The sequence below is a fragment of the Arthrobacter phoenicis genome, from assembly GCF_047238215.1.
Lineage (GTDB): Bacteria > Actinomycetota > Actinomycetes > Actinomycetales > Micrococcaceae > Arthrobacter.
This window is the reverse complement of record NZ_JBDFMK010000001.1, coordinates 3,425,739-3,452,455: the sequence shown is the minus strand read 5'-3', so window position 1 is coordinate 3,452,455 and position 26,717 is coordinate 3,425,739. Positions and strand designations below refer to the sequence as shown.

The following is a 26,717-nucleotide window of genomic DNA, read 5'->3' as shown; positions in this document are numbered from 1 at the left end:
GCCCCGGCAGTCCTCATCGGGAGGGCCTAGGCGCGGCTGACCGTCACGTGCAGGTCCTCGTCCGCGGGGGTCCAGGTGGCGGGGTCCGCGTCGACCTGCTCGCCGCTGCGGATGTCCTTGACCTGGTGCTTGCCGTCGTCGTCGGTGAACCAGACGAACGGGATGCCGCGGCGGTCGGCGAACTTGATCTGCTTGCCGAACTTCTCGGCCTTGGCGGCGACCTCCGTGGCGATGCCGCGGGTGCGCAGTTGGGCGGCAATGTCCTGCGCGGCGCCCCAGCTCTCGTCCGTGTTCAGCGCCACCAGCACGGCGGTGGGCACGGAGCGGGATGCCTTCGCGAGGTCCTGGCTGAGGATCCGCGAGACCAGGCGGGTGACGCCGATGGAGAGGCCGACGCCGGGGAACGTCCGGTTGCCCTTGCTGGCGAGGGCGTCGTAGCGCCCGCCAGAGCAGATGGAGCCAAGCTGTTCGTGTCCCACCAGGACGGTCTCGACGACGGTGCCGGTGTAGTAATCCAGGCCGCGGGCGATGCTGAGGTCCGCGACCACCTTGCCGGGAGCGCGCAGCACGGCGGCTGAGATGACCTGTTCCAGTTCGCTCAGGCCCTCCTCGAGGAGGTCGTTGCTGACGCCGAGGGCACGGACCTGCTCCACGAAACCGGTGTCGGGGGTGCGGATCGAGGCCAGGGCCAGGGCGGCGCGGGCCTGCTCCTCGGTGGCGCCCAGCTCGGTCTTCAGCAGTTCGGCGACCTTGTCGGATCCGATCTTTTCCAGCTTGTCGATGCTGCGCAGCACGCCGGCGGTGTCGGTCAGGCCGATGCCGGTGTAGAAGCCCTCGGCGAGCTTGCGGTTGTTGATCCGGAGCAGGAAGTCGGGGATCGGCAGGGCGCTGAGGGCCTCGGCGATGACCAGCGCGATTTCGACGTCGTAGCGGAACGGCAGCGTCCCGTCACCGACGATGTCGATGTCGGCCTGGGTGAACTCGCGGGCGCGGCCCTCCTGCGGACGCTCACCGCGCCAGACCTTCTGGATCTGGTAGCGGCGGAACGGGAAGGCGAGGTACCCGGCGTTCTCCACCACGTAGCGGGCGAAGGGGACGGTCAGGTCGAAGTGCAGGGCCAGGGCGTTGGGGTCGGTCTTCGCCGTCGCCGCGGAGGCCGGGTCGGCGTCGTCGTCCTGCAGGCGGCTGAGGCCGTAGACCTCCTTGTCGATCTCACCCTTGCGCAGCAGCTGCCCCACGGTCTCCACGGCCCGCGTCTCGATCGAGGAGAAGCCGTGCAGCTCGAAGGTCTTCCGGAGCGTGTCCAGGACATGGAGTTCCACCAACCGCTCCTCGGGAAGCCACTCGGGGAATCCGGACAGGGAGGCGGTGCGTGCCATGGTGGAATTTTCTCCTCTGGTGACGACGGCGGACCCGGCTGCCGCGGCGTCGCCCGCGGACCGGCCAGTCGTGCATAAACTGTGTGCGGCAGTCAGTTTATGCTTTTTCCCGCACGTATCCGTACTTGCGGGCCGACCCCAGGAGGACTTTTGGCGGCGAGTTCACGCAGTGCCCGCGAGGCAAAGCGGCGCGTCCATCAGATGGAGGCCAAGCGCGAGCTGCGCCGGCACCAGGACAAGCGCCGGAAGCGTGACAACATCATCGCCGGCGCCGCCGGTGGCGCCGCGCTGGTGCTGGCCCTGGTCCTGCAGCTGACCGTCTTCGCCAGCAACCCCACCGAGGATGAGTTCAAGGCCGCCGAGGCCGGCCTGAGCACCCCGTCGGCCACGCCCACCCCGGCCACCAACAACGGCGAAAACATCCCCAAGCCGGAGACCGCCGCGGGGAAGACCTTCACCGGTGACCTCAAGCTGAACCGCGGCACCCTGGGCGTGGAACTGGACGGGACCAAGGCCCCGCAGGCCGCCGCGGTGTTCAAATCCCTGGCGGACCAGAACTTCTACGCCGGCGTCAGCTGCCACCGCCTGACCACGGCCGACTCCTTCGGCGTGCTCCAGTGCGGGTCCAAGACCGGCGACGGCGCCAGCGATCCCGCCTACACGTGGGGCCCCCTGGAGAACACCCCCGCGGACAACAAGTACCCGGCCGGAACCATCGCGGTGGCCCGCACCGGTAACAACGCCTACGGCAACGGGACACAGTTCTTCATCGTCTACAAGGACACCGTGATTCCCGCCGACTCGGCCGGCGGCTACACCGTGGTGGGCAAGGTGACCTCGGGCCTGGATGTGGTCTCGGGGATCGCTGCGGCCGGCATCAAGCCCGGCACCAGCGCCACGGACGGCGCGCCGGTGGAACCAGTCACGATAGACTCGTTCTCTCTGAAGTAACCAGCCGTGCTCCCGGAGCATCGGTCCCGGTATTTCCCTCCAAGCGAAAGACTTCTAGCGGTGACAGACAGTCAGAAATCCGACGAAACAGTGGCAGCAGCTGCCAGCGAGACCGAATCCGGCGCGCCGGTGACGGAACAGGCCCCGGCGGCGGAGGCCCCCGCGGCTCCGGCTCCGGCGGCCGCTCCCCGGCCGGCCCCGCGCCCTGCTCCCTCCCCCGCCGCCTTCGCGGCACGGCCCAAGGCAGCGCCGTCGCCGGCAGCTCCCGCCGTCGCCGCAGCCGCCCCGAGCACCTCGGCCGCCGAGGCCGCCCGCTGGGGCCGGGTGGAGGGTGACGGCCACGTCTTCCTCACCATCGACGGCGCCGAGCACCCGGTGGGCCAGTACCCCGGTGTGAGCGACGACGAGGCGCTGGCGTACTTCGCCCGCAAGTACGACGACGTCGTGGCCCAGATCGTCCTGCTGGAACAGCGCGTCGCGTCCAAGGCTCCCGCCGCGGACATGCAGAAGACCGTGACCCACCTGCGCGACCAGCTGGCGGAGCGGAACATGGTGGGCGACCTGCGCGCCGCCGAGGGCCGCCTGGACACCCTCTCCGGCCAGATCACCGAGCTGGAGAAGTCCGAGAAGGCCGAGCACGACGCCGTCCGCGCCGCCGAGCTCGCCGCCCGCGAGGCGATCGTCGCCGAGGCCGAGCAGATCTCCGCGCAGGATCCGTCCCAGGTGCAGTGGAAGACCTCCAGCGCCCGGATGAACGAGCTGTTCGAGAACTGGAAGACCGCCCAGAAGAGCGGCGTCCGGCTCGGCCGCAGCAACGAGGACGCCCTGTGGAAGCGGTTCCGCGCCGCGCGCACCGTCTTCGACCGGCACCGCCGCGCCTACTTCTCCCAGCTGGACAGCAACAACTCCGCCGCCAAGGCCGCGAAGGAGAAGCTGATCGTCGAGGCCGAGGCGCTCTCCTCCTCGACCGACTGGGGCTACGCCGCCGGCGAGTACCGCCGCCTGATGGACCAGTGGAAGGCCGCCCCGCGCGCCAGCCGCAAGGACGACGACGCCCTCTGGGCACGCTTCCGCGCCGCCCAGGACGTGTTCTTCACGAACCGGCAGGCCGCCAACGAAGAAATCGACCAGGAATACGGTGCGAATCTCGTGGTGAAGGAGGCGCTCCTGGCCGAGGCCAACGAGCTGCTGCCGATCACGGACCTCGCCGCCGCCAAGAAGGCACTGCAGTCGATCCGTGACCGCTGGGAGGAAGCCGGCAAGGTTCCCCGCGCCGACATGGGCCGCATCGAGGCCGGTCTCCGCAAGGTCGAGGACGCCGTCCGGCACGCCGAAGACGAGAACTGGAAGCGCTCCAACCCGGAGACCAAGGCCCGCACCAACAGCGCGCTCTCGCAGCTGGAATCGGCCATCGCCGGTCTGAAGGAGGACCTCGCCAAGGCCGAAAAGGCCGGGGACGAACGGAAGATCAAGGACGCCCGGGAGGCCCTCGAGGCCCGCCAGGCGTGGCTGGAACAGCTGGAGCGCTCCGCGAGCGAACTCTCCTAATACCCCGGGCCGAGCGGCCCGAACAGGTGTTGCCCAGGCCCCGGCCCCGTTATCCACATGACGGGACCGGGGCCTGTTCCATGTCCGGGGACCGCGGCACGATGGCTCAATGACCCTTCCGCCGGTCCCCTCCGTCCCCTCGGGGCTCGACCCGCCCGTGCTGTACTCGCCGGGGCCGCTCTTCTCGTGGGCGGAGCTGCAGGCCATGGCGGCCGACGGCGTGCTGGCGCGGATCTCCCAGCGCGGCTTCCTGGCGCCCGGGGCCACGGCCACCCCGCAGCTCCGCGCACGGGCCGCGGCGGCGCTGATCCCGGCCGCCATCCGGCAGCGGGTGGTGGCCGGCCGGATGACCGCGGCCTGGATCTACGGCTGCGCCCGGGAGCCGGACCGGCTGGCGCTCCTGGTGGACGCCAACCGGCGGATCTCCAGCCTCCGCGGTGCCCGGGGCTGCAGCTTCCACGAGACTCGGCTCGGGACCATGGATGTGGTGAGCCTGGGCGGGCTGATGGTCTCCAGCCCGCTGCGCACCGCCGTCGACATCGCCCTGCACGTCAGGCCCGAACACGCCGTTCCCGCGCTCACCGCACTGCTGGCCGCTCCGGAACTGCCCGTACGCCTGAACCTGCTGGTCCGGGCGGTCGAGGCCGTGCCGCGGCTGCCGTACAAGAACTCGGCCCTTGCGGTGCTGGAAAGGGTGCGGGAGGGCAGTGGGGCAGCTGGTGAGGGCTAGCTTCCGGGGCTAGCTGCGGCGGCGGTTGCCGGTGGTGCGGTAGACATCGAAGACCCCGTCGATCCGGCGGACGGCGCTGAGCACGTGGCTCAGGTACTTCGGATCGCCCATCTCGAAGGCGAACTTGGAGATCGCCACCCGGTCGGTTGAGGTGTGGACGCTGGCGGCGAGGATGTTCACGTGGTTCTCCGAGAGCACCCGGGTGACGTCGGAGAGCAGCGACTTGCGGTCCAGCGCCTCCACCTGGATCTCCACGAGGAACACGCTGGACTGGGTGGGTGCCCACTCGACCTCGACGATCCGGTCCGGCTGGTCCATCAACCCGGAGACGTTGGTGCAGTCCGTGCGGTGGACAGAGACACCGGAGCCGCGCGTGACGAAGCCCAGGATCGGGTCCGGCGGCACCGGGGTGCAGCAGCGGGCCAGCTTGACCCAGACGTCGTCCACGCCGCGGACCACGACGCCGGAATCGGAGTACCGCGTCTTGGAAACCTGGGCCGGAATGGAGACCTCGGTGAGGTCGTCCTCGGGCGTGTCGTTGCCGCCCAGGCTCTCGACGAGGCGTTCCATCACCGACTGGGCGGAGGTGTGTCCGTCGCCCACGCCGGCGTAGAGACCGGAGATGTCCGTGTACTTGAAGTCCTCGGCGATCGCGGCGAGGGCGTCGTGGGTCATCAGGCGCTGCAGCGGCAGGTTCTGCTTGCGCATCGCCTTGGTGAGCAGGTCCTTGCCGCGGTCGATTGCCTCTTCGCGGCGTTCCTTACTGAACCACTGGCGGATCTTGTTCCGGGCCCGGGCGCTCTTGACGAAGTGCTGCCAGTCCTGGCTGGGGCCGGCGCCTTCAGCCTTGGAGGTGAAGATTTCCACCCAGTCGCCGTGGTTGAGTTCGCTGTTGAGCGGGACGAGCTTGCCGTTGACGCGGGCGCCGATCGTCCGGTGGCCCACCTCGGTGTGCACGGCGTAGGCGAAGTCCACCGGGGTGGATCCGGCGGGCAGGGCCATGACCTCACCCTTGGGGGTGAAGACGAAGACCTCGCGGGCGTTGATCTCGAAGCGCAGGGAGTCCAGGAACTCGCCCGGATCAGAGGTTTCCTGCTGCCAGTCCACGAGGGAACGCAGCCAGCCCATGTCGCCGTCGCGCGGGCTTCCGGGGCCGGCCGCCGTGCGGTTGGGCTGGTCCTTGTACTTCCAGTGTGCGGCGACACCATACTCGGCCCGGCGGTGCATCTCGTGCGTGCGGATCTGGATTTCCACCGGCTTGCCGCCGGGGCCGATCACCGTAGTGTGCAGCGACTGGTACATGTTGAACTTCGGCATCGCGATGTAGTCCTTGAACCGGCCGGGCAGCGGGTTCCAGCGGGAGTGCATCGCACCCAGGGCGGCGTAGCAGTCGCGGACCGAGTCGACCAGGACGCGGACGCCCATGAGGTCGTTGATGTCGTCGAAGTCCTTATCGCGGACGATCATCTTCTGGTAGATCGAGTAGTAGTGCTTGGGCCGTCCGGTAATGGTGGCCTTGATCTTGGCCGCGCGCAGGTCATCGGTGATCTGGTTGCGGATGACCGCCAGGTTCTTCTCGCGTTCGGGGGTGCGCTCCCCCACCATGCGGACGATCTCTTCGTACACCTTGGGGTAGAGCGCCGCGAAGGAGAGGTCCTCAAGTTCCCACTTGATGGTGTTCATGCCGAGTCGGTGGGCCAGCGGTGCGAAGATTTCCAGGGTCTCTCGGGCCTTTTTGGCCGAGGATTCGGCGGAGACAAACCGCCAGGTGCGGGCGTTGTGCAGCCGGTCCGCGAGCTTGATCATGAGGACGCGGATGTCCTTGGCCATGGCCACGACCATCTTGCGGACGGTCTCGGACTGTGCGGCCTCGCCGAAGCTGACCTTGTCCAGCTTGGTGACGCCGTCCACCAGCATGGCCACCTCGGGCCCGAACTCGCCCTTGAGGTCATCGAGGGTGTAGGAGGTGTCCTCCACCGTGTCGTGCAGCAGGGCAGCAGCGAGGGTGGTGCCGTTCATGCCGAGTTCGGCCAGGATGGTCGCCACCGCCACGGGGTGGGTAATGTACGGGTCGCCACTCTTGCGCTTCTGGCCGCGATGGCAACGTTCGGCCACCACGAAGGCACGCTGGATCAGTTCGAAGTCGTCCTTGGGGTTGTTGGCGCGGACGGTGCGCAGCAACGGCTCCAGGATCGGCGAGTAGGCGGGGGTGCCGCGGCCGGTGAGGCGGGCCAGGCGTGAGCGGGTACGTTCGCGCCGGCCGGGGAAAGTGGGACGGGTGCCGGTGTTGTCGACGGGCACGGCCGCGTCGGGGCGTCCGGGAGCGGCCACGCCAGTCTGTGAACCCTGGCCGTGGGCCTCTTCCGCCGGTACTGCAGGCGCCGACGTCGAACGTTCTTCCAAGAAAGCAACCTCTTCCAACCCGTTAATTACTCAAGTGTATTCCCGCGGCGAGACAGTTCGATAACCGGCGCGAACGGCCGACGGGCCGGAGAGCGTCTTGGACGTTCTCCGGCCCGTCGGGCGGTGCTGCTGTGGTGGCCTGTCAGGCGGTCGCAGCGGCGGTCTTGGCGGCGTTGTCCGCCCGGCGCTGCTGCACCCGCTTGGCCTGCTTGACCAGCTCCGGCTCACCCTGGCGCAGCCACGCGTACAGCGGGGCGGCGACGAAGATGGTAGCGGCGGTGCCGATCAGGATGCCCACGAAGAGGGCGAGCGACAGGTCGCGCAGGGTGCCGGCGCCGAGGAGCCCGGCGCCGATGAAGAGGATCGCGCCGACCGGCAGGATCGCCACCATCATGGTGTTGATGGAGCGGACCAGGGTCTGGTTGACGGCCAGGTTGACCTCTTCGGCGAAGGTCCGCCGGGTGGAGGCCTGCAGGTCCGCGGTGTTCTCGCGGATCTTGTCGAAGACCACCACGGTGTCGTACAGCGAGTAGCTGAGGACGGTGAGGAAGCCGATGATCGCGGACGGGGTGACCTCGAAGTCGCTGAGCGAGTACACGCCGGCGGTGATGAACATCGTCGCCGCCATGCCGGCCAGGGCGGAGAGGGACATCTTCCAGGTCCGGAAGTACAGCGCCATCAGCACCGCGGCGAGACCGACGAAGACGGCCAGGCCGAGCAGGGCCTGCTGGGTCACGTCAGCACCCCAGGTGGGGCCGACGAAGGTGGAGGTCACCTCGTTGTCGGTCACGCCGTAGGCCTTGGTCAGGCCGTCCTTGATCTTCAGCGTCTCGTCGTCGGTGAGCTTGTCGGTCTGGATCCGCATGGTGTTGCCGGCGACGTTGGCCACCCGCGGCAGGCTGCCGGAGACGACATCCTGCACCGCCTTCTCGCCGAGGCCCGGGTCGCGGTCCTTGACGTTGGAGACGGTGAACTCGGAGCCACCGCGGAACTCGATGCCGAGGTTGAAGCCGCCCTTGACCACCGGGAGGAGGATCGAGAGCGCAACGGCGGCCGCGGCGATCAGGAACCAGATCTTCTTGGACCCGACGAAGTCGTAGGAGCGCTTGCCGGTGTAGAGCTCGTTACCGAATGTAGCGAAGCTGGCCATTTACTTGCCCTCCTTGGACGAGTTCTTGCCGGAGCCGGCGAGCTGGCTTTGGTCCGCCTGCCCCTGCCGTTCCGCGAGACGCCGTTCTGCGATCGTCATGCGCCGTTCCGCTTCGGCCGCGGCCTTGGTGTTCTTGGCGCGTACGACGGCGACCGGCTTGTCCTCTGGGGTCCGGATCCGGCCCGCGCCGCGGTACAGCGGCACCGCGCCGAGGCGCTTGGGGTCCAGGCCGGAGAAGGTGTGTCCTTCGCCGAAGAACTTGGTCCGGGCGAGGAGCTGCAGCGTCGGGTGGGTGAACATGAAGACGACGATAAGGTCGGCGATCGCGGTCAGGCCCAGGGTGAAGGCGAAGCCGCGGACGTTGCCGACGGCGACGAAGTAGAGCACCAGGGCGGCCAGCAGGTTCACGGCCTTGGAGGCCAGGACGGTCCGCTTGGCGCGCTTCCAGCCGTTCTCCACGGCCGAGACCAGGCCGCGGCCCTCACGCAGTTCGTCGCGGATGCGTTCGAAGTAGACGATGAAGGAGTCGGCGGTCTGGCCGATGGCCACGATGATGCCGGCCACGCCGGCCAGGGACAACCGGTAGTTCTCCGTCCAGCCCAGGATCGCGATGGCGAGGTAGGTCAGCGCACCCGCGACGACGAGCGAGGCGACGGTGACGAAGCCGAGGGCCCGGTACTGGAACAGCGAGTACACGACCACCAGCAGCAGGCCGATGAGGCCGGCGAGCATGCCCATGCGCAGCTGCTCGCCGCCGAGGGTGGCGGAGATCTGCTGCTCGCTCTGGATGTCGAAGCTGATCGGCAGGGCGCCGAAGCGCAGCTGGTCCGAGAGGGCCTTGGCGGACTGTTCGGTGAAGCCGCCGGTGATCTGCGGGCGTCCGTCGGTGATGACGGCCTGCGACCGCGGGGCGGAGATGACCTGGTCGTCAAGGACGATGGCGAACTGGGACTTCGGGTCCGAGCCGGTGGCGCCGCCGGCGGCGACGTAGAACTGGTTCAGCCGCTCGGTGACGGTCTTGAACTTGGCGGTGCCCTGGTCGTTGAACTGGATGTCGACGGCCCACTCGTTGGTGACGGCGCCCTGGGCGCCGCGTTGGAGCTGGAAGGACGAGGTCTTGATGTCCGAGCCCTTCACCTCCACCGGGCCGAGGATGTACTTCACCGCGGGCTTGCCGTCCGCGGCGGGCTCGCAGGTGACCAGCGGCTTGGCCGGGTCGGAGCGTTCCTGCTTGTCCTGGGACGGGTTGTCGCAGTCGAGCGCCTCGAACTTCTTGTAGACGTCGGCGGTGACCCAGTTCTCGTCACTGCTGTTCGCGGGAGCGGCGGTGGGCTTGGGCAGCTTGTCGTCGGGGGTGCGCTGGGCTTCGGGCACTGCCGCGCCCGCGCCGGCCTGGATGACCGGGCGGAAGTTCATGTCCGCGGAGGCCTGGATCAGGGCCCGGGTTTCCTTGGAGGGGGTACCCGGGAGGCTGACGACGACGTTGCGTCCGGACTGGGTGGAGATTTCGGCCTCGGCGACACCGGAGCCGTCCACGCGCTGGCGGATGATCGCCACGGCCTGGTTGAGCTGGTCTTCGTTGATGCCCGTGTTGCCCTCGACCTTGGGCGCCAGGATCATCTGGGTACCGCCTTCGAGGTCCAGGGCGAGCTTGGGAGCCCAGCTGGCCTGTCCGGCCATGGTGCCGCCGGTCAGGGCGACGAGGATAACGCCAAGCCAGACCAGCACCCTGCGGGCTGAGTTTTTAGGGCCAGTTCGTGCCATTGTCGATCTTTCTATTGTTTACGGAAGAACCGCCGGCGCAGACCTCTCAGGCCCGCACCGGCGGATGCCCGCGCACCGTGGTTCCGCGGGTAGCTCAGGAGGCAGACTAGCTGTCTTTCCTGTTCTCATCGTTCAGGCGGCGCAGGGTTTCCTCCGGCGTTTCGGCGCGCGGGGCCTCAGCGGCAGGGGCTGCACCGGTGACGCCGGCGTCGTGGGTGTCGGCCTTGCCGAGGGTGAGCGAGGAGGCGTCGTCGGGAACCACGGTGGACTCCTCGGCGGCGGCGACCGGCTCGACGATCTTGGTCACGGCCTGGCGGTGGACCGTGGCGGTGTTGCCCGGGGACAGTTCCAGGACAACCTTGTTCTCGGCGTCGTCGATGGAGACGATGCGGCCGAACAGGCCGAAGCTGGTCATCACGTCAACGCCGGGTCCGAACTTCGACTGGAGCTGTGCCTGCTGCTGCTGCGTCTTCTTATTGCGGCGGAACATCATGAAGACGAACACGCCGAGCATGACGAACAGGAGAATTGTCATTGGATCCAAGGGGAAAGTTCCGTTCTGTACTTGCAAGCTGGTTTCACAGCACCGTCAGCTTCGTCCCTGGCCACGCGGCGCACGGCCCGGCAGCAAACCCATGCCGGCCAGCGGCGGCTGGCGGGAGCCGCCCTGCGGAAACGAAGGCCCGAACGTGCCGAGCGTCATACCAGTCTAAAGGGAAAACGCCCCGGGCGAGTGCTATTGCCGGTTACGGATGGGTTGCGGCCGGCTCCCCGCCGGCGCCGTCTTCCTCGAAGAGGTCCAGCGGTTCCTGGCCGAAGACCCCGGCTGGAACCGCGAAGCCCAGGTGGGTCCAGGCGGGGGCGAGGGCGATCCGCCCGCGTGGGGTGCGGCCCAGCAGGCCCTCCCGGACCAGGTAGGGCTCGGCGACGGTTTCGACGGTCTCGGTTTCCTCGCCGACGGCGATCGCCAGCGTGGACAGGCCCACGGGGCCGCCGCCGAACTTGGTGATCAGCGCTTCCAGGACGGCGCGGTCCAGCCGGTCCAGGCCGCGCTTGTCCACCTCGTACATGTCCAGGGCGGCGGAGGCGCTGCGGGCGTCGATCTGCTCCACGCCGTGCACCAGCGCCCAGTCGCGCACCCGGCGCAGCAGCCGGTTGGCGATGCGGGGTGTGCCGCGGGAGCGTCCGGCGATCTCGCTGAACCCGGCCGAGTTGACCTTCAGGTCCAGCAGGCCGGCGGAGCGGCGGAGCACCAGTTCCAGTTCCTCGACGGCGTAAAACTCGAGGTGCCCGGTGAAGCCGAAGCGGTCACGCAGCGGACCGGGCAGCAGGCCGGCTCGGGTGGTGGCTCCGACCAGGGTGAACGGCGGCAGTTCCAGCGGGATGGCGGTGGCGCCGGCCCCCTTGCCGACGACGATGTCGACGCGGAAGTCCTCCATGGCCATGTACAGCATTTCCTCGGCAGGACGGGACATGCGGTGGATCTCGTCCAGGAACAGCACCTCGCCCTCGGAGAGCGAGGACAGGATGGCGGCGAGGTCGCCGGCGTGCTGGATGGCGGGGCCGCTGCTGATCCGCAGCGGGGCGTTCATTTCCGCGGCGATGATCATGGAGAGGGTGGTCTTGCCCAGGCCTGGAGGGCCGGAGAGGAGCACATGGTCGGCGCTGCGGCCCCGGATCCGGGAGGCCTCGAGGACCAGGGAGAGCTGTTTGCGGACCCGGTGTTGGCCGACGAAGTCGTGGAGGTTCTTGGGCCGGAGCGCCGCCTCGATGGCGCGTTCCTCGGGTTCCTCTCCCCCGGCGACGAGGGACGGCTCAGCCACGGGTGCCTACCCGGTTCCCGGCGCGGGCGCCGTCCTGGCCCAGCCAGCGCAGCGTGGCGCGGAGGATCTCGGCGACGTTGCCGCGCTCGGCCAGTTCCGGGGAGTCGGCCAAAGACTTGTCGATGCTGCTCGTGGCGTCCTTCTCGGACCAGCCGAGGCTGGTCATGGCCGCGACAACCTGCGGCTTCCAGACGGCCTCGACCGAATAGACCGGGGCGGCGGCGTCGGCGGTGCCGTGCGGGACCAGCTTGCCGGCGAGTTCGAGGACGATGCGGCCGGCGACTTTGGGGCCGATGCCGGGGACCTTGGTGAACGCCTTGCCGTCGCCGGAGTGCGCGGCGACGCGGATGGCCTCGGGGTCGTGGACGGCGAGGACCGCCAGCGCCAGCCGGGGCCCGACGCCGCTGACGCTGAGCAGGATGTCGAAGACCTCACGCTCGTCGTCGCTGGCGAAGCCGAAGAGGGTGAGCGAGTCTTCCCGGACGATGAGGGACGTGAAGACCTTGCCCTCCTCGCCGACGTGGAGCTTGCTGAGGGTCTGCGGCGTGGCGTAGACGCTCATGCCGGCACCGTTGAGGTCGATCACCGCCGAGGAGAGGCCGACGTGCGCAACGGTTCCGCGGAGAAAACTGATCAAGGCCTGGCTCCTGAGTTATCCGAACATATCTACGAATACCGTACCAAGCGGGCGGAGGTTTGGCCCGCTACTTGGCGGCACGGCGCGCTTTGAGCTCCGCGTCGGCCCAGGCACGCTGCGCCGGGGTGAGCGCCGAGCGGGACGCGGCGGCCGCCGTCGGGATCCGTGCGGTGGCGGCACCGGCCGCGGCGACTCCCCCGCCGGAACGCCAGGCATGCGTGATGGCCAGGGCCAGGGCGTCGGCGGCGTCGGCCGGTCGCGGCGGGGCGTCCAGGCGCAGGATCTTGGTGACCAGCTTGGTCACGGCGTCCTTGTTGGACGTTCCGCTGCCGGTCACGGCCGCCTTGACCTCCGAGGGGGTGTGCAGGGCGACGGGGATGCCGCGCCGGGCCGCGGCGGCGATGACGACGCCGGACGCCTGGGCGACGCCCATCACGGTGCTGACGTTGAGCTGGGAGAAGACCCGCTCAACGGCCAGGACCTGCGGCTGGTACTTGTCCAGCCACTCGTCGATGGCGGTGGCGATCACCAGCAGCCGCTGGTCCAGGCTTTCCTCGGGTGAGGTGCCGACGACGCCGAAGTCCACCATGGTGGCGCGCCGGTTCCGTTCGACGTCCACGACGCCGATCCCGCAGCGGGTGAGGCCGGGGTCGACGCCGAGGACGCGAAGGGTCACTCGGCTTCCAGGGCGGCCTGTACTTCGTCGCTGAGGTCGGCGTTGCTGTAGACGTTCTGGACGTCGTCGAGGTCCTCGAGGGCGTCGACGAGCTTCATGAACTTCTTGGCCGCCTCGAGGTCCAGCGGGACCTGCATGGAGGGAACGAACTCGGCCTCGTCGGTGTCGTATTCGATCCCGGCTTCCTTGAGCGCATCGCGGATGGCCTGCAGGTCGGTCGGCTCGGAGTGGATCTCGAAGCTCTCGCCGTTGTCCTTGACCTCTTCGGCGCCGGCGTCGAGGACGGCCATCAGCACGTCGTCCTCGGTGAGGCCGTTCTTGGGCAGGGACACGACGCCCTTGCGGGTGAAGAGGTAGCTGACGGAGCCGGGGTCGGCGATGGTGCCGCCGTTGCGGGAGATGGCCAGGCGGACCTCGGAGGCGGCACGGTTCTTGTTGTCCGTGAGGCACTCGATCAGCAGGGCGGAACCCTGCGGGCCGCGGCATTCGTACATGATCTCGGTGTAGTCCACGACCTCGCCGGTGAGGCCGGCGCCGCGCTTGATGGCGCGGTCGATGTTGTCGTTGGGGACCGAGGTCTTCTTGGCCTTGGTGACGGCCAGTTCCAGGCCGGGGTTGCCGGCGAGGTCCGGCCCGCCCATCCGGGCGGCGACTTCGATGTTCTTGATCAGCTTGGCGAACGACTTGGCCCGTCGGCTATCGATGATGGCCTTTTTGTGCTTGGTCGTCGCCCATTTGGAGTGGCCTGACATGCTTTACGCTTCTCCTCTGATCATTCGAATAAACAGTTCATGCACGCGCTTTTCCCCTGTCACTTCCGGGTGGAAGGAGGTGGCCAGCAGCTTGCCGGAACGCACTGCAACAATTCTAGCGGCCCCGTCCAGCACGCCGGAGGCTCCGGCGCCGGCGGGTTCCACCCGGGCGAGGACCTCGACGCCGGGTCCCACGCGTTCCACCCATGGGCCGCGGATGAACACGGCATGCACGGGGGCGACGCCGGCGTCCCCGGCGCTGAACTCCAGTCCCCTGAACTCCAGGTCCGTTTCAAAGGATTCCCGCTGCCGGCCGAAAGCGTTCCGCCGGACGGTCATGTCCAGGCCGCCGAAGGTCTGCTGCGGGTTCCCGGCGAGGTCGGTGGCCGGGTCGGTGAGGTCGTCCGCCAGCAGGATCATGCCGGCGCAGGAGCCGTAGACCGGCAGGCCGTCGCGGATCCGGCCGACGAGGGGCTCGCGGAGTTCGAAGGCACGGGAGAGCTTGTCGATGGTGGTCGATTCGCCGCCGGGAATGATGAGTCCGTCCAGGCCGTCGAGTTCGGCGGGCCGGCGCACGCCAACGCCTGTGGCGCCGGCGGCTTCCACCGCGCGCAGGTGCTCGCGGAAGTCGCCCTGGAGCGCCAGGACACCGATGCGCAGGCCCGAGCCCACGCTGGAGCCGGGCGGGAAGAGTGGGGAGGTCATCCTGCCAGCATAGTGCTGCCGTCCGCCGCGGGCCGCACCGGGCCGGGCCCCCGGGCCGGGTTCTATGCCGCGGCTGGGATATATTACAAGGCATGCTCTACTTCAGCGTCCCGCTCGGCAAGCTCGTCCGCCGGGTCTCCCGGCTCAGGGGTGGAGGCTCCGCCCTTCCCGGCCTGGTGGTCGAGAAAATCGACCCCGGTTTCATGCAGAGAACCCTGGCCACGCTGCCGCTCGGCGTCGCCGTCGTCAGCGGAACCAACGGCAAGACCACGACCACCAAGATGGTCGTGGAGCTGCTCGAAAGCCAGGGCCTGAAGGTCTTCACCAACCGCACCGGCAGCAACTTCACCCGCGGCGTCGCCGCCGCCCTGCTCGGCGAGGTGGACTGGCGCGGCAGGCTCGACGCCGACATCGCGGTGCTGGAGCTCGACGAAGCCCACGCCGTTCACTTCGTCAACAAGGTCCCGCCGCGCTACTGCCTGCTGCTGAACGTCCTCCGTGACCAGCTGGACCGATTCGGCGAGATCGACAAGACCGCGGACCTGTTGCAGCACATCGCCTCGAAGACCACCGGGACCGTCGTGTTGAACCGCGAGGATCCGCGGGTGGCCCGGATTGCCGCCAGCCTCGCCGCCCCGGCCGCGGGCGGGCCGGAGGTCCGCTACTTCGGGCTGGACGACTCGCTTCTGAGCACCTTCCCCAACGACGACGACATGCGCTCCGCCCCGGGCAGCCCGGTCCCGGACGCCCCCGCGAAGCCGGCCGCCGACGTCGTCCTCCGCCGCGTGGGCCCGGCCGACGCCGACTTCGACTACGACGGCGCCACCGTTTCGACGCCGATGAAACTGCGCGGCGTCTACAACATCTTCAACGCCGCCGCGGCCCTGACCCTGGCCCGCGCCATCGCCGCCGCCCGCGGCACCGCCACGGACCACGCCGGCCTGCTCAAGGCCCTGGGCAACGTCGCGCCGGCGTTCGGCCGCGGCGAGAGCCTGGTGGTGGACGGCCTGCCGCTGGACCTGGTGCTCGTCAAGAACCCGAGCGGCTTCCGGCTGGGGCTCAAGTCCTTCCCGGCCGCGGGCTACGCAACGATGATCGCGATCAACGACAACTACGCGGACGGCCGCGACATGTCCTGGCTCTGGGACGTCGAGTTCGACACCCTCCGCGAGGGCGGCGTGGACCAGCTGACCGGCTCCCGCGCCTACGACATGGCCCTGCGCCTGCAGTACGACGACGTCGCCATCGGTGCCGTCGACACGGAGATCGCTCCGGCCCTGGCCGCGTTCATCCGCGGCGCCAAGGACCGGCCGAAGCGGATCTTCTGCACCTACACAGCCATGCTGGCCATCCGCCGCGAACTGTCCAAAATCACCACAGTGGAGGTGGTCTCGTGACCCCGGAAACCGGTCCGCAGCACGAACTCTCCCACGGCCACGAGCTTCCCCCGGAAGAACCCGCCGCCCCCAGCAAGGGCACCATCCGGGTTCTCCAGCTCTACCCGCGGGACATGAACATCTATGGGGACTGGGGCAACGCCCTGGTCCTGGCACAGCGGCTGCGCTGGCACGGCTACACCCCCGAACTGCTCGAATACAACGTGGGCGACGACTTCCCGGCGAACGTGGACCTGATCGTCGGCGGCGGCGGCCAGGACAGCGGCCAGCTGGTGATCCAGGACGACCTGCTGTCCCGGGAAACGGTGCTGCGCGAACTCGCCGAGGACGGCACGCCCATGCTGGTCATCTGCGGCCTCTACCAGTTGTTCGGCAAGTTCTTCCGGACCCGGACCGGCTCGGTCATCCCCGGGATCGGCATCCTGGACGTCGAGACCAACGGCACGGATGAGCGGCTGATCGGCAACGTCAGCGTCTCCTCCCCCGAGTTCGGGACCGTGCTGGGCTACGAGAACCACAGCGGCCAGACCACCCTGGGTCCCGGCGTCGAACCCCTGGGCACCACCGCCAAGGGCACCGGCAACAACAGCGGCGACGGCCATGAGGGCGCCCGTTACCGGAACATCGTGGCGAGCTACCTCCACGGTTCCCTGCTCCCGAAGAACCCGGCGCTGGCGGACTTCCTGATCAAGACCGCGGTGGAACGCAAGTACGGCAGCTTCACGCCGGGCACCCCGGACGACCGGTACGCCGTCCTGGCCCGCGAGCACGCCGCCCGCCGGCCGCGCTAGGCATCATCCCGGAACCGGCCATGATCAGTTACGCCCCGGACGCGCCGGACCGCGCGGACGTCCGGACCCTGCTCCAGGAACACCTGGCGGACATGTTCGCGACGTCGCCGGCCGAGAGCGTCCACGCGCTCGACGTCGGCGCCCTCGCCGGACCCGCGATCAGCTTCTGGACCGCCCGCGAGGACGGTATGCTCCTTGGCTGCGGTGCCCTCAAGGACCTCGGCGCGGGCGGTGCCGAGATCAAGTCGATGCGGACCGCCCGGGACGCCCGCGGACGCGGCGTCGCCGGCGGCCTGCTGGGGCGGCTCCTCGCCGAGGCGCGGGAGCGGGGCTTCGGCCGGGTCAGCCTGGAAACCGGTTCCCAGGAGTACTTCGCGGCGGCACGCAGGCTTTACCTGCGGCACGGTTTCGCGGTCTGTCCGCCGTTCGCCGACTACAGCGCCGACCCGAACAGCGTGTTCATGACCCTGGAGCTGTCGGAGGGCTAAGCCTCATGCTCCCCGTCGCGAAGCAGGCGCGCGAACTCGGCCGGGCGGCTGGCGGGCCACCAGTGGCCGCCGTCGACCCGGACGACCGTGAGCTCATCGATCCAGCCGTCGAGGTCCTCGGCCAGGTGGGGCGAGAGGTAGGCGTCGCGCAGAGGCACCACCACCTGCACCGGGATGTGCACCCGCCGGGTTGCCCCCGGCTGCCGGCCGGTGCGGGCGCCGCGGCCGAAGAGATTACTCCGGTAGAGGGCCAGGCCGCGCACGGGGTTGTCCCCCAGCGGCCGGTGCGCGGCCTGCTCGAAGCGGCGGGTGAGCACCAGCCGCCATGCCGCCTCCGGCAGGACGGGCAGTTGGAACGCCAGCAGGTACCAGCTGCGGAGCAGCTGCCCGCCTAGCTTGCCCCACTCACGCGGACGCCGGATCCTGGCTTTGATCCAGCGGGCGAAGTGGTCCATGTCGGGTCCCGAGATGCTGGTGTAGCGGCCGATGACCCCGGCGGCGCGCGGATCCCTGACCACGGCCCAGCCCTGGATGGAACCCCAGTCGTGGCCCACCAGGTGGACGTTCCCGACGCCAACGGCGGCGAGGACGGCGAACGCATCGTCCACCAGCGCGGCCACCGAATAGCCGGCGCCGTCCCCAGCGTCCACGCGGGACTCCCCCGCGTTGCGGGTGTCATAGGCGATCAGGTGATGCGTCCCGGCAAGCTCGGCGATCACGGGCAGGAACACCTCATGGTCGTCGGGATAGCCGTGGATCAGCAACAGGCTCGGCACGCCCGGCCCCGGCTCCCGGCCGTACTCAAAGACAGCCAGCCGCGCGGCGCCCTGCCCGACCTCCCGCCGTCGTCCCTGCGGCGTTCCCTGCTCCGCCGGCAGGAATCCGGCCCCTTCGTCGGTCATCGCTACTTCTCCTTGGTGATCAGCAGTTCGTGGGCGCCGGCCGTCGCCGCTCCCATTGATTCGACCACCGTCTTCGTGCGCTGGCGGGTCGCGGCGTCGGCGGCGGGACCGGCGCAGGGGCCCTGCGGGGCGTCGGCGGCCACAGAGCACCAGCGGTACGGGCCGCGGACGATCACCGACGGCGCCCAGGCCAGGTCCGAGGCCGTCCACTTTCCCGCCGTGTCCTGGCTGAACTGCGCCCGCACCAGGAGGCCCTCGTTGTTCACGACGTACGTTGGCGACAGTTCCGTGATGCCGTTGCCCAGCCCGTAGACGATCCATGTGCCTTTGTATTGTTCGATGGGCAGCACCGAGTGGGTGTGGTGGCCGTAGATCATGGTGAACTGGCCGCTGTCCACCAGCGCGTGGGCGGCCTCGCGCTGTTCGGCGTTCGGGGCGCTGGCGTACTCCTCGCCGGCGTGCGTCACTCCCAGCACGATGTCTGCCCCCTGGGCGCGGGCCTTCTTCGCCTTGGCGATCATGGCGGCCGGATCCAGCATGTCCACCTGCCAGGCGTAGTCGGGGGTCTGGCCGTTGAGGCCGTAGGCCCCCTCGATGACGGCGATCTTCGCAGCGGCGGTCTGCAGGATGAGCACGCCCTGCGAGTCAGCCTCGGTGCGGTAGGACCCGGTGTGCTGCAGGCCGGCCGCGTCGAGGGCGTCCAGGGTGCGGACCAGGCCGGCCGTGCCCCGGTCGATCGTGTGGTTGCTGGCCGTGGTGCAGGCCTGGTAGCCGACCTGCTGGGCGGCGGTGATGATCTGCGGCGGGACGTTGAAGGACGGGTAGGCGGAGAAGGGGCCGGTGGGCCCGGCCACCGGGGTTTCCTGGTGGCAGATAGCCAGGTCCGCCTTCGCGATGTAGCGGCGCTGGCCCTCGAGCAGCGGGCCGAAGTCCAGGCCCTTGGCCCCGGCGGCCAGGGCGTCGGCGCGGGCCTGGTCCCAAAGCTGGGCGTGGACCAGCATGTCGCCGGTGACCAGCACGGAGGTGCACCGGACGGCGGCGCAGGCGGGGCCCTTCCCGGGTGTCGGGGTGGGGGTCGGCGTCGGGCTGGGCGGCGGCGACGACGGCGCGCCCGGCGACTGCGCGGATGCTGTGGCGCCGGCGTTCGCGGTCCCGGCGGCGTCCCCGTCCGGTCGGGCCAGCACCCCGCAGGAGCTCAGCGTGGCAGCGACGACGAACGAGAGCAGGGCGGCGGCGACGCGGGCCGGGCGCGAAAGATGTGGAGTCCCCATGGCCACATCGTACGGGCCGGACCGTCCCAACACGCGCCGCGGACCATTGAGAACCGCCACCAAACATGAAAGTGTCGTTTCATGACTAACCCCCTCCTGAGCCCCAGCACCCTGCCGTACGGACTGCCGCCCTTCGCGGACATCAGCGCCAGCCACTTCGCCGACGCCGTCGAGGCCGGCCTGGCCGAACACCTCGCGGAGATTCAGGCGATCGTCGACACGCCGGAGCCCGCCAGCTTTGAGAACACCGCCGTCGCCATGGAGCGCTCCGGCGCCCTGCTGCAGCGGGCGGCGGCGTCCTTCTTCACACTGGTGTCCGCCGACGCCACGGACGAGATCCGCGACCTGGAGACCCGCCTCTCCCCCGCGTTCTCCGCCGACGAGGACGCCATCTACCTCAACCGCGGCCTCTACGAACGGTTCGCCGCAATCCCCACGGACGGGCTCGACGCCGAATCCGCCCGTCTGGTGGAGGAGTATCTGAAGGCTTTCCGGCAGTCCGGGATCCAGCTCGACGCCGCCGGCCAGGACCGGCTCCGGGCCATCAACGCCGAGCTCTCCACCCTGGGCACAGAGTTCGGCCAGCGGGTCAAGGAGGGCATGAAGTCCGCGTCGCTTCTGCTGGACGACGCCGCGGACCTGGCCGGGCTGCCGGCCGACGACATCGCCAGCGCCGCCGAGGCCGCCCGCACCGCCGGGGCCGAAGGCAAGTTCCTGCTGACCCTGATCCAGCCCAGCAACCAGCCGGCCATGGCCGCGTTGGAGAACCGCGAGGTCCGCCGCCGGCTCTACGAGGCATCGATCGGCCGGGGCAGCAGCGGCGGGACACTGGACGTGCGGGATCTGGTCAAGGACATGGTCCGCCTGCGCGCCGAGAAGGCGACGCTGCTGGGCTTTGCCAACTTTGCCGAGCTCAGCGTGGACCAGCAGACCGCCCCCGACTTCGCCGCTGTGCAGGCGATGCTGGGCCGGTTGGCCCCGGCCGCCGTGCGGAACGCCGACGCCGAGGCCGAGGCCCTCGCCGAGGTCGCCGGACACCCGCTGGAGGCGTGGGACTGGGCGTACTACTCCGCCCGGGTCAAGCGCGAACGCTACTCCGTGGACGAGCAGGCCCTGCGCCCCTACTTTGAGCTGGACCGGGTCCTGAAGGACGGGGTTTTCTTCGCGGCGAACGCCCTCTACGGCATCACGTTCCACGAGCGGACCGACCTGGCCGGCTACCACCCCGACGTCCGGGTCTGGGAAGTCAAGGACGCCGACGGCGCGGGCTTGGGCCTCTTCCTGGGCGACTACTACACCCGCGAATCGAAGCGGGGCGGCGCCTGGATGAACTCGCTGGTGGAGCAGTCGGACCTGCTGGGGACCCGTCCCGTGGTGATCAACAACCTGAACGTCTCCAAGCCGCCGGCCGGTGAACCCACGCTCCTGACCCTGGACGAGCTGCGGACCACCTTCCACGAGTTCGGCCACGCCCTGCACGGGCTCTTCTCCGCCGTGACCTACCCGCGGTTCTCCGGCACCTCGGTGCCGCGCGACTTCGTCGAGTACCCGTCCCAGGTCAACGAAATGTGGATCATGTGGCCGGAGGTGCTGGCCAACTACGCCCGGCACCACGTCACGGGCGAGCCGCTGCCGCAGGAAACCGTGGACAAGCTCGACGCCGCCGCGCTCTGGGGCGAGGGCTTCGGCACCACCGAGTATCTGGGCGCCGCCCTGCTGGACCTGGCCTGGCACGTCCTGGAAGAATCCGAGGTCCCAGACGACGTCCTGGAATTCGAGGCGAAGGCCCTCGCCGCCGCCGGCGTCGCCCACAGCCTCATCCCGCCCCGCTACCGGACCGGGTACTTCCAGCACATATTCGCCGGCGGCTGGTACGCCGCGGGCTACTACTCCTACATCTGGAGCGAGGTACTCGACGCCGAGACGGTCGAATGGTTCGAGGAGAACGGCGGCCTGTCCCGGGTCAACGGGGACTTCTTCCGCACCGAACTGCTCTCCCGCGGCAACAGCCGCGACCCGCTGGAGTCCTTCAGGGCCTTCCGCGGCCGGGACGCCCGGCTCGAACCGCTGCTCAAGCGCCGCGGCCTCGACTGAGGCCCACTAAACAAACGACGGCGGCCGGCCACCCGAAAGGGTGACCGGCCGCCGCCGTACTATCTCAGAAGCGCAAGGCGCCGGGCGGTGTGATCCGGCAGCGTGCGTAAAAGGGGCCCCGCGCCCCGGGCAGCCGCGTGCCATCCTCGGCTAGCGGAGTCAAATTGCCTCGGCCGCGTCGTCTCTGCGCCGGTTGCAGCCACGACTCCCAGATACGAAACCTGGCCCGACGTTGGGTGCAGTGGATGTGAATGACATTCGCATGGATGCTCCGCTACTCAGGCGAGTAAGAGACGGTAAGACAGAACCTGGGACTGCTAGCTCTGGGCTACAAACATGTTGTAAATCTAGGGGGTTGTCAGGACAGCAAGGTGGGCGGTACCGATCGAGGGATTCACATACTCCTTGACCAGACCGAATGGCCGAACGGCTGAAGCACTAAGATGTCAGCGGGGGCGCGGTGTCTTCCCAATCTATTAAGTCAGGAGAACACGTGCCGGAAGCAGCCTCAACGCCGAAACCCGGGCCTCGGCCGCATACTCCCCTTACTTTTGTATATCGACGTGGTGCGAGCCAAGAGCTCGCAACCCTCTCTCGGTGTTGCCAGCATGCCAATTCTCCGTATCAGTGGCATGCGTACTACCCAAAAGAGAGCTCTGAGCTCGCCAGGTTAAGGGCCTGGTATAGAGAGCTTCCTCCCGTTCCGAAGGACACGATATTCGGAGTACTGGAGGACCTCTTCGAGTCCGCCGCGCATGGCCTCGCAAGTCCGTACGATGACGGTGAACCGATCAAAATCATGAGGGGTGCCGCCAATTTTTACGAACTCCGAGCCCTGCTTGATCCCGATGTCCCAAATACCGAAGGCGAGCAGTTCCGCCACTACCACTACGAGCCCGACGAACCGTGGCAAAATGTGCTCGTAGCCTTGCACGCGCATCTTAAAAACTTGCAAGGGACTTCCGAACAGGTTTCTGATGACCAAGACGCTCAGATGAAATTTGCTTACCGGCGCTGCGATCTCGGCAGGCGGGCAGAATGGAACCTGCCTTCCAACACCGAAGACTTGGTTATGGACCTGCTCGATCTGTCCGATGAACCGTAGAGGGATTTCCGCTCAGCTTTGCACAAGGCACAGCTTGTATGGGAGCATGGGCGCATGCCAACCGATCACGACCGAAGCATCGGAACGAAGAGCGCGCGACGTCGCGCTAAGTACCTCTCCCGCCAAAACCGCGAGTTAGTCGCGCAGCTGGTGCAGATTCGCAAAGAGGCTGGGCTCAGGCAAGATGAAGTTGCAAAGCTCTTGGGCCACAGCCAACAGGCCGTTTCAGAGTTCGAGCGAATGGTCACACCCGCTTCCCTCAGCAGGATTTCCAACTATGCACAGGCAGTCGGCGCTCTAGTCACTCATCACGTGGCCAAGGACACGGGGCAGCTCGAAGTTCACGGCGACCGCTGGATACAGTTCGTGGAGCTGCCAGTTGCCTTGCACGAGGCCGCTTCCGCTGAGACACCGCTTCCGCTTGAATACAAGCGCAACTTCAGTGAGGATGTGCCCTCGACCTACACAATAGGATTCTCGGGCATTGCTGTTTCCACGGCGGCAATCAGCCGCCGCACAGACTTCGCCCTGAGTGCATGAAAGAGCTGTCGAGGCCTCGAAGAATCGAGGACGTTAGGGAACTCGTCCAGATTCTTCAGCTGCGGGCAGTCAACGAGGACTCATTCTCGGCCCGCCGAGGAGAACCGAATACAGGCCAAAATCTCGGCCAAGGTGTCCGATTCGAGGTCGGCGTCACTGAAGATGACATGCTCGCAACCCAGTTCGGTTTTCAGTTCGTTGCCGGAGACTGTTCGATCGAAAGCAGCTTTATCGCCATCTGGTCGGCCAGTGAAGCAATCACAGTCTCCGGTGCCGCAATGGGTGAGTTCCTCGAACGGGTCGCCATGATGGCTGTGTACCCGTTCCAACGTGAAGCACTCGCTACTTATGCAACACGTCTCCGAGTTCCCGTCCCGACCCTTGGGCTGGTTCGACAAGGAGAAATTGACCTTAAGATCGATCCTGACTCTCTGGACCGCTTCCTCCAGGACAAGGTCTTCTTGTATTCAGACGAAAAGACCTAGACGCAAAGGCCCCTGCTTCTTGGCTCTGTGTGGAGCACTCGTCTCTAGGGCAGAGCCCATTCGCGTTTGAGACTGCATTCATATTGCGCAGGCCGCAGACCCCGGCCGTAGCCTTTCGAACATTTAACGTCGGCACGCTGGGTAACCGGCTCCTACTAAGCCTCCCCTTCGATGACCACGCTCTTAGTGTTCGAGGGGTAGCACATTCACCGGTTTACAGCGCATTTTCGAAGCATCTGAGCGTTTCAGCAGTAGCAATCGTGGGTCGGACGAAGTGAGATGTGGAGAGGCAAGACGTTTCGTAAGTCATCTTCGAGCGTCCCCACAAAAATGCGCTGCGCCGACCGACAGCTGTCGCTCGAGCCGTACAGCGGATTGTTGAACAGATTGTCGAGCCCAATGCGAGCCCGGAACTTGAGCGAGCTCAGCCGTGTGGAAGGCAGCTATCTCTCTTACGGTCTGCCTCTCGCATCCGGTGCCGCGGTCGTCCAAGACGGCACAGCCAAAAGCCCCCGGCGCCGCCCAAGTGGTTAGCAGCAGGAATGGTTACGAGGCAAAAAACGGCCCCTATCGCCCACTGGTCGAATACCAGCCAACGACGGCGGCCGGCCACCCAAAAGGGTGACCGGCCGCCGTCGTCGTGCGGGCTTGGTGCGAAGCGCGCCTAACTCTCTTGGCTTAATAAGAGAGGGCGCAGAGGCTCAATGGCCGGGGCGCCCGGCGCCCCTGCCATTGAGAAGCGCCCGAATGTTACCAGCCGCGCTCGGCTAGGCGGTGCGGCTGCGGGATCTCGTCGACGTTGATGCCGACCATGGCCTCGCCCAGGCCGCGGGAGGCCTTGGCGATGACGTCCGGGTCGTCGAAGAAGGTGGTGGCCTTCACGACGGCGGCGGCACGCTGGGCCGGGTTGCCGGACTTGAAGATGCCGGAGCCGACGAAGACGCCGTCGGCGCCGAGCTGCATCATCATGGCGGCGTCGGCCGGGGTGGCGATGCCGCCGGCGGTGAAGAGGACCACGGGGAGCTTGCCGGCAGCGGCAACTTCCTTGACCAGTTCGTACGGGGCCTGCAGTTCCTTGGCCGCGACGTACAGCTCGTCCTCGGGCAGGGCGGCGAGCTTGGCGATCTCGGAGCGGATCTTGCGCATGTGCCCGGTGGCGTTGGAGACGTCGCCGGTGCCGGCCTCGCCCTTGGAGCGGATCATGGCCGCGCCCTCGTTGATGCGGCGCAGCGCCTCACCGAGGTTGGTGGCGCCACAGACGAAGGGAACCTTGAAGTTCCACTTGTCGATGTGGTTGACGTAGTCGGCCGGGGTGAGGACCTCGGACTCGTCGATGTAGTCGACGCCGAGGGACTGCAGGACCTGGGCCTCCACGAAGTGGCCGATGCGGGCCTTCGCCATGACGGGGATGGAGACCGCGTCGATGATCTGGTCGATCATGTCCGGGTCGGACATGCGGGACACGCCGCCCTGGGCGCGGATGTCAGCGGGAACGCGTTCCAGCGCCATCACGGCCACGGCACCGGCATCTTCGGCAATGCGGGCCTGCTCGACGTTGACGACGTCCATGATGACGCCGCCCTTGAGCATCTCCGCCATGCCGCGCTTGACGCGGCTGCTGCCCGTGATGTTCTGGGCGGACGCGCCGGCTTCGCTGCTTACATCAGGTGTAGACACAAAAACCCCTATGGGTAGATAGATGACCTCGCCCGGTGCGGACGGCACACGGGTACCGTGTGCGTTCACCCCGGATTACCGGAAACCATTGGCCGGTAAGGGTAATACTAGTCCCCCGCCGCGGGCCGGTTGAACTCGGGTTACGCCCCCTGAACCGGGGCGGGGACAGGGTTACACCTGCCTCCGGCGCGGCTCAGGCGGCGTGGTCGCTGGTGGTGCCGCGGGCTTCCTCCAGCGACTGCCGGCGGACGGCGCCGACCCGCTGGATGATCGTCACGAAACTGGCCAGCGCGAGCAGGCAGAGGGTGGCGAGCAGGACCACCGGCGGTAGGCCGATGCCGGTGAAGCCGGTGACCACCAGCACGGAGACCAGCCGTTCGGCACGCTCTGCGATGCCGACGTTGGCGTGGAAACCCAGCGCCTCGGCCTTGGCCCTGGCGTAGGAGACCACCATGCCGAGGACCAGGCAGAGCAGGGCGGCGACGGCGATGGCCGGGTTGGCCCCGCCGGTGAAGAACCAGACGGCGACTCCGGCGAACAGGGCGCCGTCGGCCACCCGGTCCAGGGTGGAGTCCAGGAAGTTGCCCCACCGGCCGCCGCGTTCCTGCAGCCGCGCCATGATCCCGTCGATGACGTCGGAGAAGATGAACGCGGTGATGAAGATGGTTCCCCACCAGAGCTGGCCCAGCGGGTAGAAGACGAGGGCGCCGACGACGACGCCGGCGGTTCCGACGATCGTCACGGCGTCCGGGGAGACGCCCATCCGCAGCAGCCAGCGGGCCAGCGGGGTGAACAGCGCGGTGAAGAACCCGCGGGCGTGCTTATTCAGCATTCGGTGTTCCCGCCGTGGGCTCCGTGGCCGCGGACGCGGGCCACGCCTCCGAGACCTGCCGGCGGACCTCGCCGAGGGTCTGGGTCATCGCCTTGGTCTGGGCGATGATCGGGAAGAAATTGCCGTCCCCGCCCCAGCGCGGCACCACGTGCTGGTGGAGGTGGCCCGCGACGCCGGCGCCGCCGGTGACGCCCTGGTTCATGCCCAGGTTGAAGCCGGTGGGGTTCGAGACCTTCCGCAGTACGCGCATGGCGGTCTGGGTCAGGTCGGCGAACTCGGCGGTCTCCTCGACGGTCAGGTCCGTGTAGTCAGGGATGTGACGGTACGGGCAGACCAGCAGGTGTCCGGGGTTGTACGGGTACAGGTTCAGCACCACGTAGCAGGTCCGGCCGCGGTAGACGATCAGCGATTCCTCGTCCTTGCGTTCCGGCGCGACGCAGAACGGGCAGTCGTCTTGGTTCTTGAACTGGTGCTGGCCGCCCTTGATGTACGCCATGCGGTGCGGAGTCCACAGGCGCTGGAACGAGTCCGGCACGCCGGCCAGGCCAAAGTCATCGGTCACGCCGTCGTCGCCCGGGTAGCCCTGGCCGGCGCCTGTGGATTCCTGCACGTGCTGC

25 protein-coding genes are annotated in these 26,717 nt (G+C 68.1%); 10 read left to right on the top strand and 15 right to left on the bottom strand.

What is annotated here, in order from left to right; all coding sequences use genetic code 11:
* Positions 1 to 26 precede the first annotated feature (26 nt).
* A complete protein-coding gene (gene hisS, locus ABC337_RS16375) occupies positions 27 to 1,379 on the bottom strand; it encodes a histidine--tRNA ligase (protein WP_412883054.1) in 1,353 nt (450 codons plus the stop codon).
* A gap of 150 nt (positions 1,380 to 1,529) precedes the next feature.
* On the opposite strand from hisS, the gene ABC337_RS16370 reads away from it, so the two are divergent.
* From ABC337_RS16370 to ABC337_RS16360, 3 genes are all read left to right on the top strand, one after another.
* Positions 1,530 to 2,330, top strand: a complete 801-nt coding sequence (locus tag ABC337_RS16370) for a peptidylprolyl isomerase (protein ID WP_412883055.1) — start codon at positions 1,530 to 1,532, stop codon at positions 2,328 to 2,330.
* A gap of 60 nt (positions 2,331 to 2,390) precedes the next feature.
* Complete coding sequence (locus tag ABC337_RS16365; protein WP_412883056.1) at positions 2,391 to 3,878, top strand: DUF349 domain-containing protein; 1,488 nt, start codon at positions 2,391 to 2,393, stop codon at positions 3,876 to 3,878.
* A 109-nt stretch (positions 3,879 to 3,987) separates the two neighbouring features.
* Entirely contained in the window at positions 3,988 to 4,608 is a 621-nt protein-coding gene (locus tag ABC337_RS16360; protein ID WP_412883057.1) for a type IV toxin-antitoxin system AbiEi family antitoxin, read from the top strand.
* Between the two features lie 9 nt (positions 4,609 to 4,617).
* Here ABC337_RS16360 and ABC337_RS16355 read toward each other — a convergent pair whose 3' ends face one another.
* From ABC337_RS16355 to pdxT, 9 genes are all read right to left on the bottom strand, one after another.
* The gene (locus tag ABC337_RS16355; protein WP_412883058.1) at positions 4,618 to 7,011 is read right to left on the bottom strand and encodes a RelA/SpoT family protein; all 2,394 of its coding nucleotides are present in this window, start codon (positions 7,009 to 7,011) and stop codon (positions 4,618 to 4,620) included.
* 142 nt (positions 7,012 to 7,153) lie between these two features.
* Positions 7,154 to 8,161: a protein translocase subunit SecF gene (gene secF / locus ABC337_RS16350; protein ID WP_290257724.1), complete on the bottom strand. Its 1,008-nt coding sequence runs from the start codon at positions 8,159 to 8,161 to the stop codon at positions 7,154 to 7,156.
* The gene (secD, locus tag ABC337_RS16345) at positions 8,162 to 9,925 is read right to left on the bottom strand and encodes a protein translocase subunit SecD (RefSeq protein ID WP_412883059.1); all 1,764 of its coding nucleotides are present in this window, start codon (positions 9,923 to 9,925) and stop codon (positions 8,162 to 8,164) included. It abuts the gene before it with no gap.
* A 106-nt stretch (positions 9,926 to 10,031) separates the two neighbouring features.
* The gene (gene yajC, locus ABC337_RS16340; protein ID WP_412883060.1) at positions 10,032 to 10,460 is read right to left on the bottom strand and encodes a preprotein translocase subunit YajC; all 429 of its coding nucleotides are present in this window, start codon (positions 10,458 to 10,460) and stop codon (positions 10,032 to 10,034) included.
* A 211-nt stretch (positions 10,461 to 10,671) separates the two neighbouring features.
* On the bottom strand, positions 10,672 to 11,748 hold the full coding sequence (gene ruvB / locus ABC337_RS16335; RefSeq protein ID WP_290257721.1) for a Holliday junction branch migration DNA helicase RuvB: 1,077 nt from the start codon (positions 11,746 to 11,748) through the stop codon (positions 10,672 to 10,674).
* On the bottom strand, positions 11,741 to 12,385 hold the full coding sequence (ruvA, locus tag ABC337_RS16330; protein ID WP_412883061.1) for a Holliday junction branch migration protein RuvA: 645 nt from the start codon (positions 12,383 to 12,385) through the stop codon (positions 11,741 to 11,743). Before ruvA ends, ruvB begins: the two co-directional genes overlap by 8 nt.
* 67 nt (positions 12,386 to 12,452) lie before the next feature.
* Entirely contained in the window at positions 12,453 to 13,061 is a 609-nt protein-coding gene (ruvC, locus tag ABC337_RS16325; RefSeq protein WP_412883062.1) for a crossover junction endodeoxyribonuclease RuvC, read from the bottom strand.
* A complete protein-coding gene (locus tag ABC337_RS16320; protein ID WP_290257718.1) occupies positions 13,058 to 13,813 on the bottom strand; it encodes a YebC/PmpR family DNA-binding transcriptional regulator in 756 nt (251 codons plus the stop codon). Before ABC337_RS16320 ends, ruvC begins: the two co-directional genes overlap by 4 nt.
* Positions 13,814 to 13,816: 3 nt before the next feature.
* The gene (gene pdxT, locus ABC337_RS16315; RefSeq protein WP_412883063.1) at positions 13,817 to 14,518 is read right to left on the bottom strand and encodes a pyridoxal 5'-phosphate synthase glutaminase subunit PdxT; all 702 of its coding nucleotides are present in this window, start codon (positions 14,516 to 14,518) and stop codon (positions 13,817 to 13,819) included.
* A 92-nt stretch (positions 14,519 to 14,610) separates the two neighbouring features.
* On the opposite strand from pdxT, the gene ABC337_RS16310 reads away from it, so the two are divergent.
* From ABC337_RS16310 to ABC337_RS16300, 3 genes are all read left to right on the top strand, one after another.
* Positions 14,611 to 15,915: a Mur ligase family protein gene (locus ABC337_RS16310; RefSeq protein ID WP_412883064.1), complete on the top strand. Its 1,305-nt coding sequence runs from the start codon at positions 14,611 to 14,613 to the stop codon at positions 15,913 to 15,915.
* Between the two features lie 83 nt (positions 15,916 to 15,998).
* Positions 15,999 to 16,706, top strand: coding sequence for a type 1 glutamine amidotransferase (locus ABC337_RS16305; RefSeq protein WP_412883269.1), 708 nt, complete (start codon positions 15,999 to 16,001; stop codon positions 16,704 to 16,706).
* A gap of 20 nt (positions 16,707 to 16,726) precedes the next feature.
* Positions 16,727 to 17,194: a GNAT family N-acetyltransferase gene (locus tag ABC337_RS16300; protein ID WP_412883065.1), complete on the top strand. Its 468-nt coding sequence runs from the start codon at positions 16,727 to 16,729 to the stop codon at positions 17,192 to 17,194.
* On the opposite strand, the gene ABC337_RS16295 is transcribed toward ABC337_RS16300, so the two are convergent.
* A complete protein-coding gene (locus ABC337_RS16295) occupies positions 17,191 to 18,096 on the bottom strand; it encodes an alpha/beta fold hydrolase (RefSeq protein ID WP_412893292.1) in 906 nt (301 codons plus the stop codon). The genes ABC337_RS16300 and ABC337_RS16295 overlap by 4 nt on opposite strands.
* A gap of 2 nt (positions 18,097 to 18,098) precedes the next feature.
* On the bottom strand, positions 18,099 to 19,367 hold the full coding sequence (locus tag ABC337_RS16290; RefSeq protein ID WP_412883067.1) for a CapA family protein: 1,269 nt from the start codon (positions 19,365 to 19,367) through the stop codon (positions 18,099 to 18,101).
* 81 nt (positions 19,368 to 19,448) lie between these two features.
* Here ABC337_RS16290 and ABC337_RS16285 point away from each other — a divergent pair, with 81 nt between their 5' ends.
* The 4 genes from ABC337_RS16285 (at position 19,449) to ABC337_RS16270 (ending at position 23,591) form a co-directional block, all read left to right on the top strand.
* Complete coding sequence (locus ABC337_RS16285; protein ID WP_412883068.1) at positions 19,449 to 21,461, top strand: M3 family metallopeptidase; 2,013 nt, start codon at positions 19,449 to 19,451, stop codon at positions 21,459 to 21,461.
* 799 nt (positions 21,462 to 22,260) lie between these two features.
* Positions 22,261 to 22,566: a hypothetical protein gene (locus ABC337_RS16280; protein ID WP_412883069.1), complete on the top strand. Its 306-nt coding sequence runs from the start codon at positions 22,261 to 22,263 to the stop codon at positions 22,564 to 22,566.
* 54 nt (positions 22,567 to 22,620) lie between these two features.
* The gene (locus ABC337_RS16275; protein WP_412883070.1) at positions 22,621 to 23,106 is read left to right on the top strand and encodes a helix-turn-helix domain-containing protein; all 486 of its coding nucleotides are present in this window, start codon (positions 22,621 to 22,623) and stop codon (positions 23,104 to 23,106) included.
* A complete protein-coding gene (locus ABC337_RS16270) occupies positions 23,103 to 23,591 on the top strand; it encodes a hypothetical protein (RefSeq protein ID WP_412883071.1) in 489 nt (162 codons plus the stop codon). Before ABC337_RS16275 ends, ABC337_RS16270 begins: the two co-directional genes overlap by 4 nt.
* Before the next feature lie 750 nt (positions 23,592 to 24,341).
* On the opposite strand, the gene pdxS is transcribed toward ABC337_RS16270, so the two are convergent.
* From pdxS to ABC337_RS16255, 3 genes are all read right to left on the bottom strand, one after another.
* The gene (gene pdxS, locus ABC337_RS16265; RefSeq protein ID WP_412883072.1) at positions 24,342 to 25,268 is read right to left on the bottom strand and encodes a pyridoxal 5'-phosphate synthase lyase subunit PdxS; all 927 of its coding nucleotides are present in this window, start codon (positions 25,266 to 25,268) and stop codon (positions 24,342 to 24,344) included.
* A 193-nt stretch (positions 25,269 to 25,461) separates the two neighbouring features.
* Positions 25,462 to 26,100, bottom strand: a complete 639-nt coding sequence (gene pgsA, locus ABC337_RS16260) for a phosphatidylinositol phosphate synthase (protein ID WP_412883073.1) — start codon at positions 26,098 to 26,100, stop codon at positions 25,462 to 25,464.
* Entirely contained in the window at positions 26,090 to 26,710 is a 621-nt protein-coding gene (locus ABC337_RS16255; protein WP_412883074.1) for an HIT family protein, read from the bottom strand. The genes pgsA and ABC337_RS16255 overlap by 11 nt, the downstream gene beginning before the upstream one ends.
* Positions 26,711 to 26,717 lie beyond the last annotated feature (7 nt).

Bases quoted from the DNA above. Each gene is read 5' to 3' on its own strand.
- yajC (WP_412883060.1), bottom strand. From the start codon at position 10,460: ATGACAATTCTCCTGTTCGTCATGCTCGGCGTGTTCGTCTTCATGATG.
- pgsA (WP_412883073.1), bottom strand. From the start codon at position 26,100: ATGCTGAATAAGCACGCCCGCGGGTTCTTCACCGCGCTGTTCACCCCG.
- hisS (WP_412883054.1), bottom strand. From the start codon at position 1,379: ATGGCACGCACCGCCTCCCTGTCCGGATTCCCCGAGTGGCTTCCCGAG.
- ABC337_RS16320 (WP_290257718.1), bottom strand. From the start codon at position 13,813: ATGTCAGGCCACTCCAAATGGGCGACGACCAAGCACAAAAAGGCCATC.
- secD (WP_412883059.1), bottom strand. From the start codon at position 9,925: ATGGCACGAACTGGCCCTAAAAACTCAGCCCGCAGGGTGCTGGTCTGG.
- ABC337_RS16275 (WP_412883070.1), top strand. From the start codon at position 22,621: ATGCCAACCGATCACGACCGAAGCATCGGAACGAAGAGCGCGCGACGT.
- ABC337_RS16310 (WP_412883064.1), top strand. From the start codon at position 14,611: ATGCTCTACTTCAGCGTCCCGCTCGGCAAGCTCGTCCGCCGGGTCTCC.
- ABC337_RS16290 (WP_412883067.1), bottom strand. From the start codon at position 19,367: ATGGGGACTCCACATCTTTCGCGCCCGGCCCGCGTCGCCGCCGCCCTG.
- ABC337_RS16285 (WP_412883068.1), top strand. From the start codon at position 19,449: ATGACTAACCCCCTCCTGAGCCCCAGCACCCTGCCGTACGGACTGCCG.
- ABC337_RS16300 (WP_412883065.1), top strand. From the start codon at position 16,727: ATGATCAGTTACGCCCCGGACGCGCCGGACCGCGCGGACGTCCGGACC.
- ABC337_RS16360 (WP_412883057.1), top strand. From the start codon at position 3,988: ATGACCCTTCCGCCGGTCCCCTCCGTCCCCTCGGGGCTCGACCCGCCC.
- ABC337_RS16295 (WP_412893292.1), bottom strand. From the start codon at position 18,096: ATGACCGACGAAGGGGCCGGATTCCTGCCGGCGGAGCAGGGAACGCCG.
- ABC337_RS16280 (WP_412883069.1), top strand. From the start codon at position 22,261: ATGAGGGGTGCCGCCAATTTTTACGAACTCCGAGCCCTGCTTGATCCC.
- ABC337_RS16270 (WP_412883071.1), top strand. From the start codon at position 23,103: ATGAAAGAGCTGTCGAGGCCTCGAAGAATCGAGGACGTTAGGGAACTC.
- pdxT (WP_412883063.1), bottom strand. From the start codon at position 14,518: ATGACCTCCCCACTCTTCCCGCCCGGCTCCAGCGTGGGCTCGGGCCTG.
- secF (WP_290257724.1), bottom strand. From the start codon at position 8,161: ATGGCCAGCTTCGCTACATTCGGTAACGAGCTCTACACCGGCAAGCGC.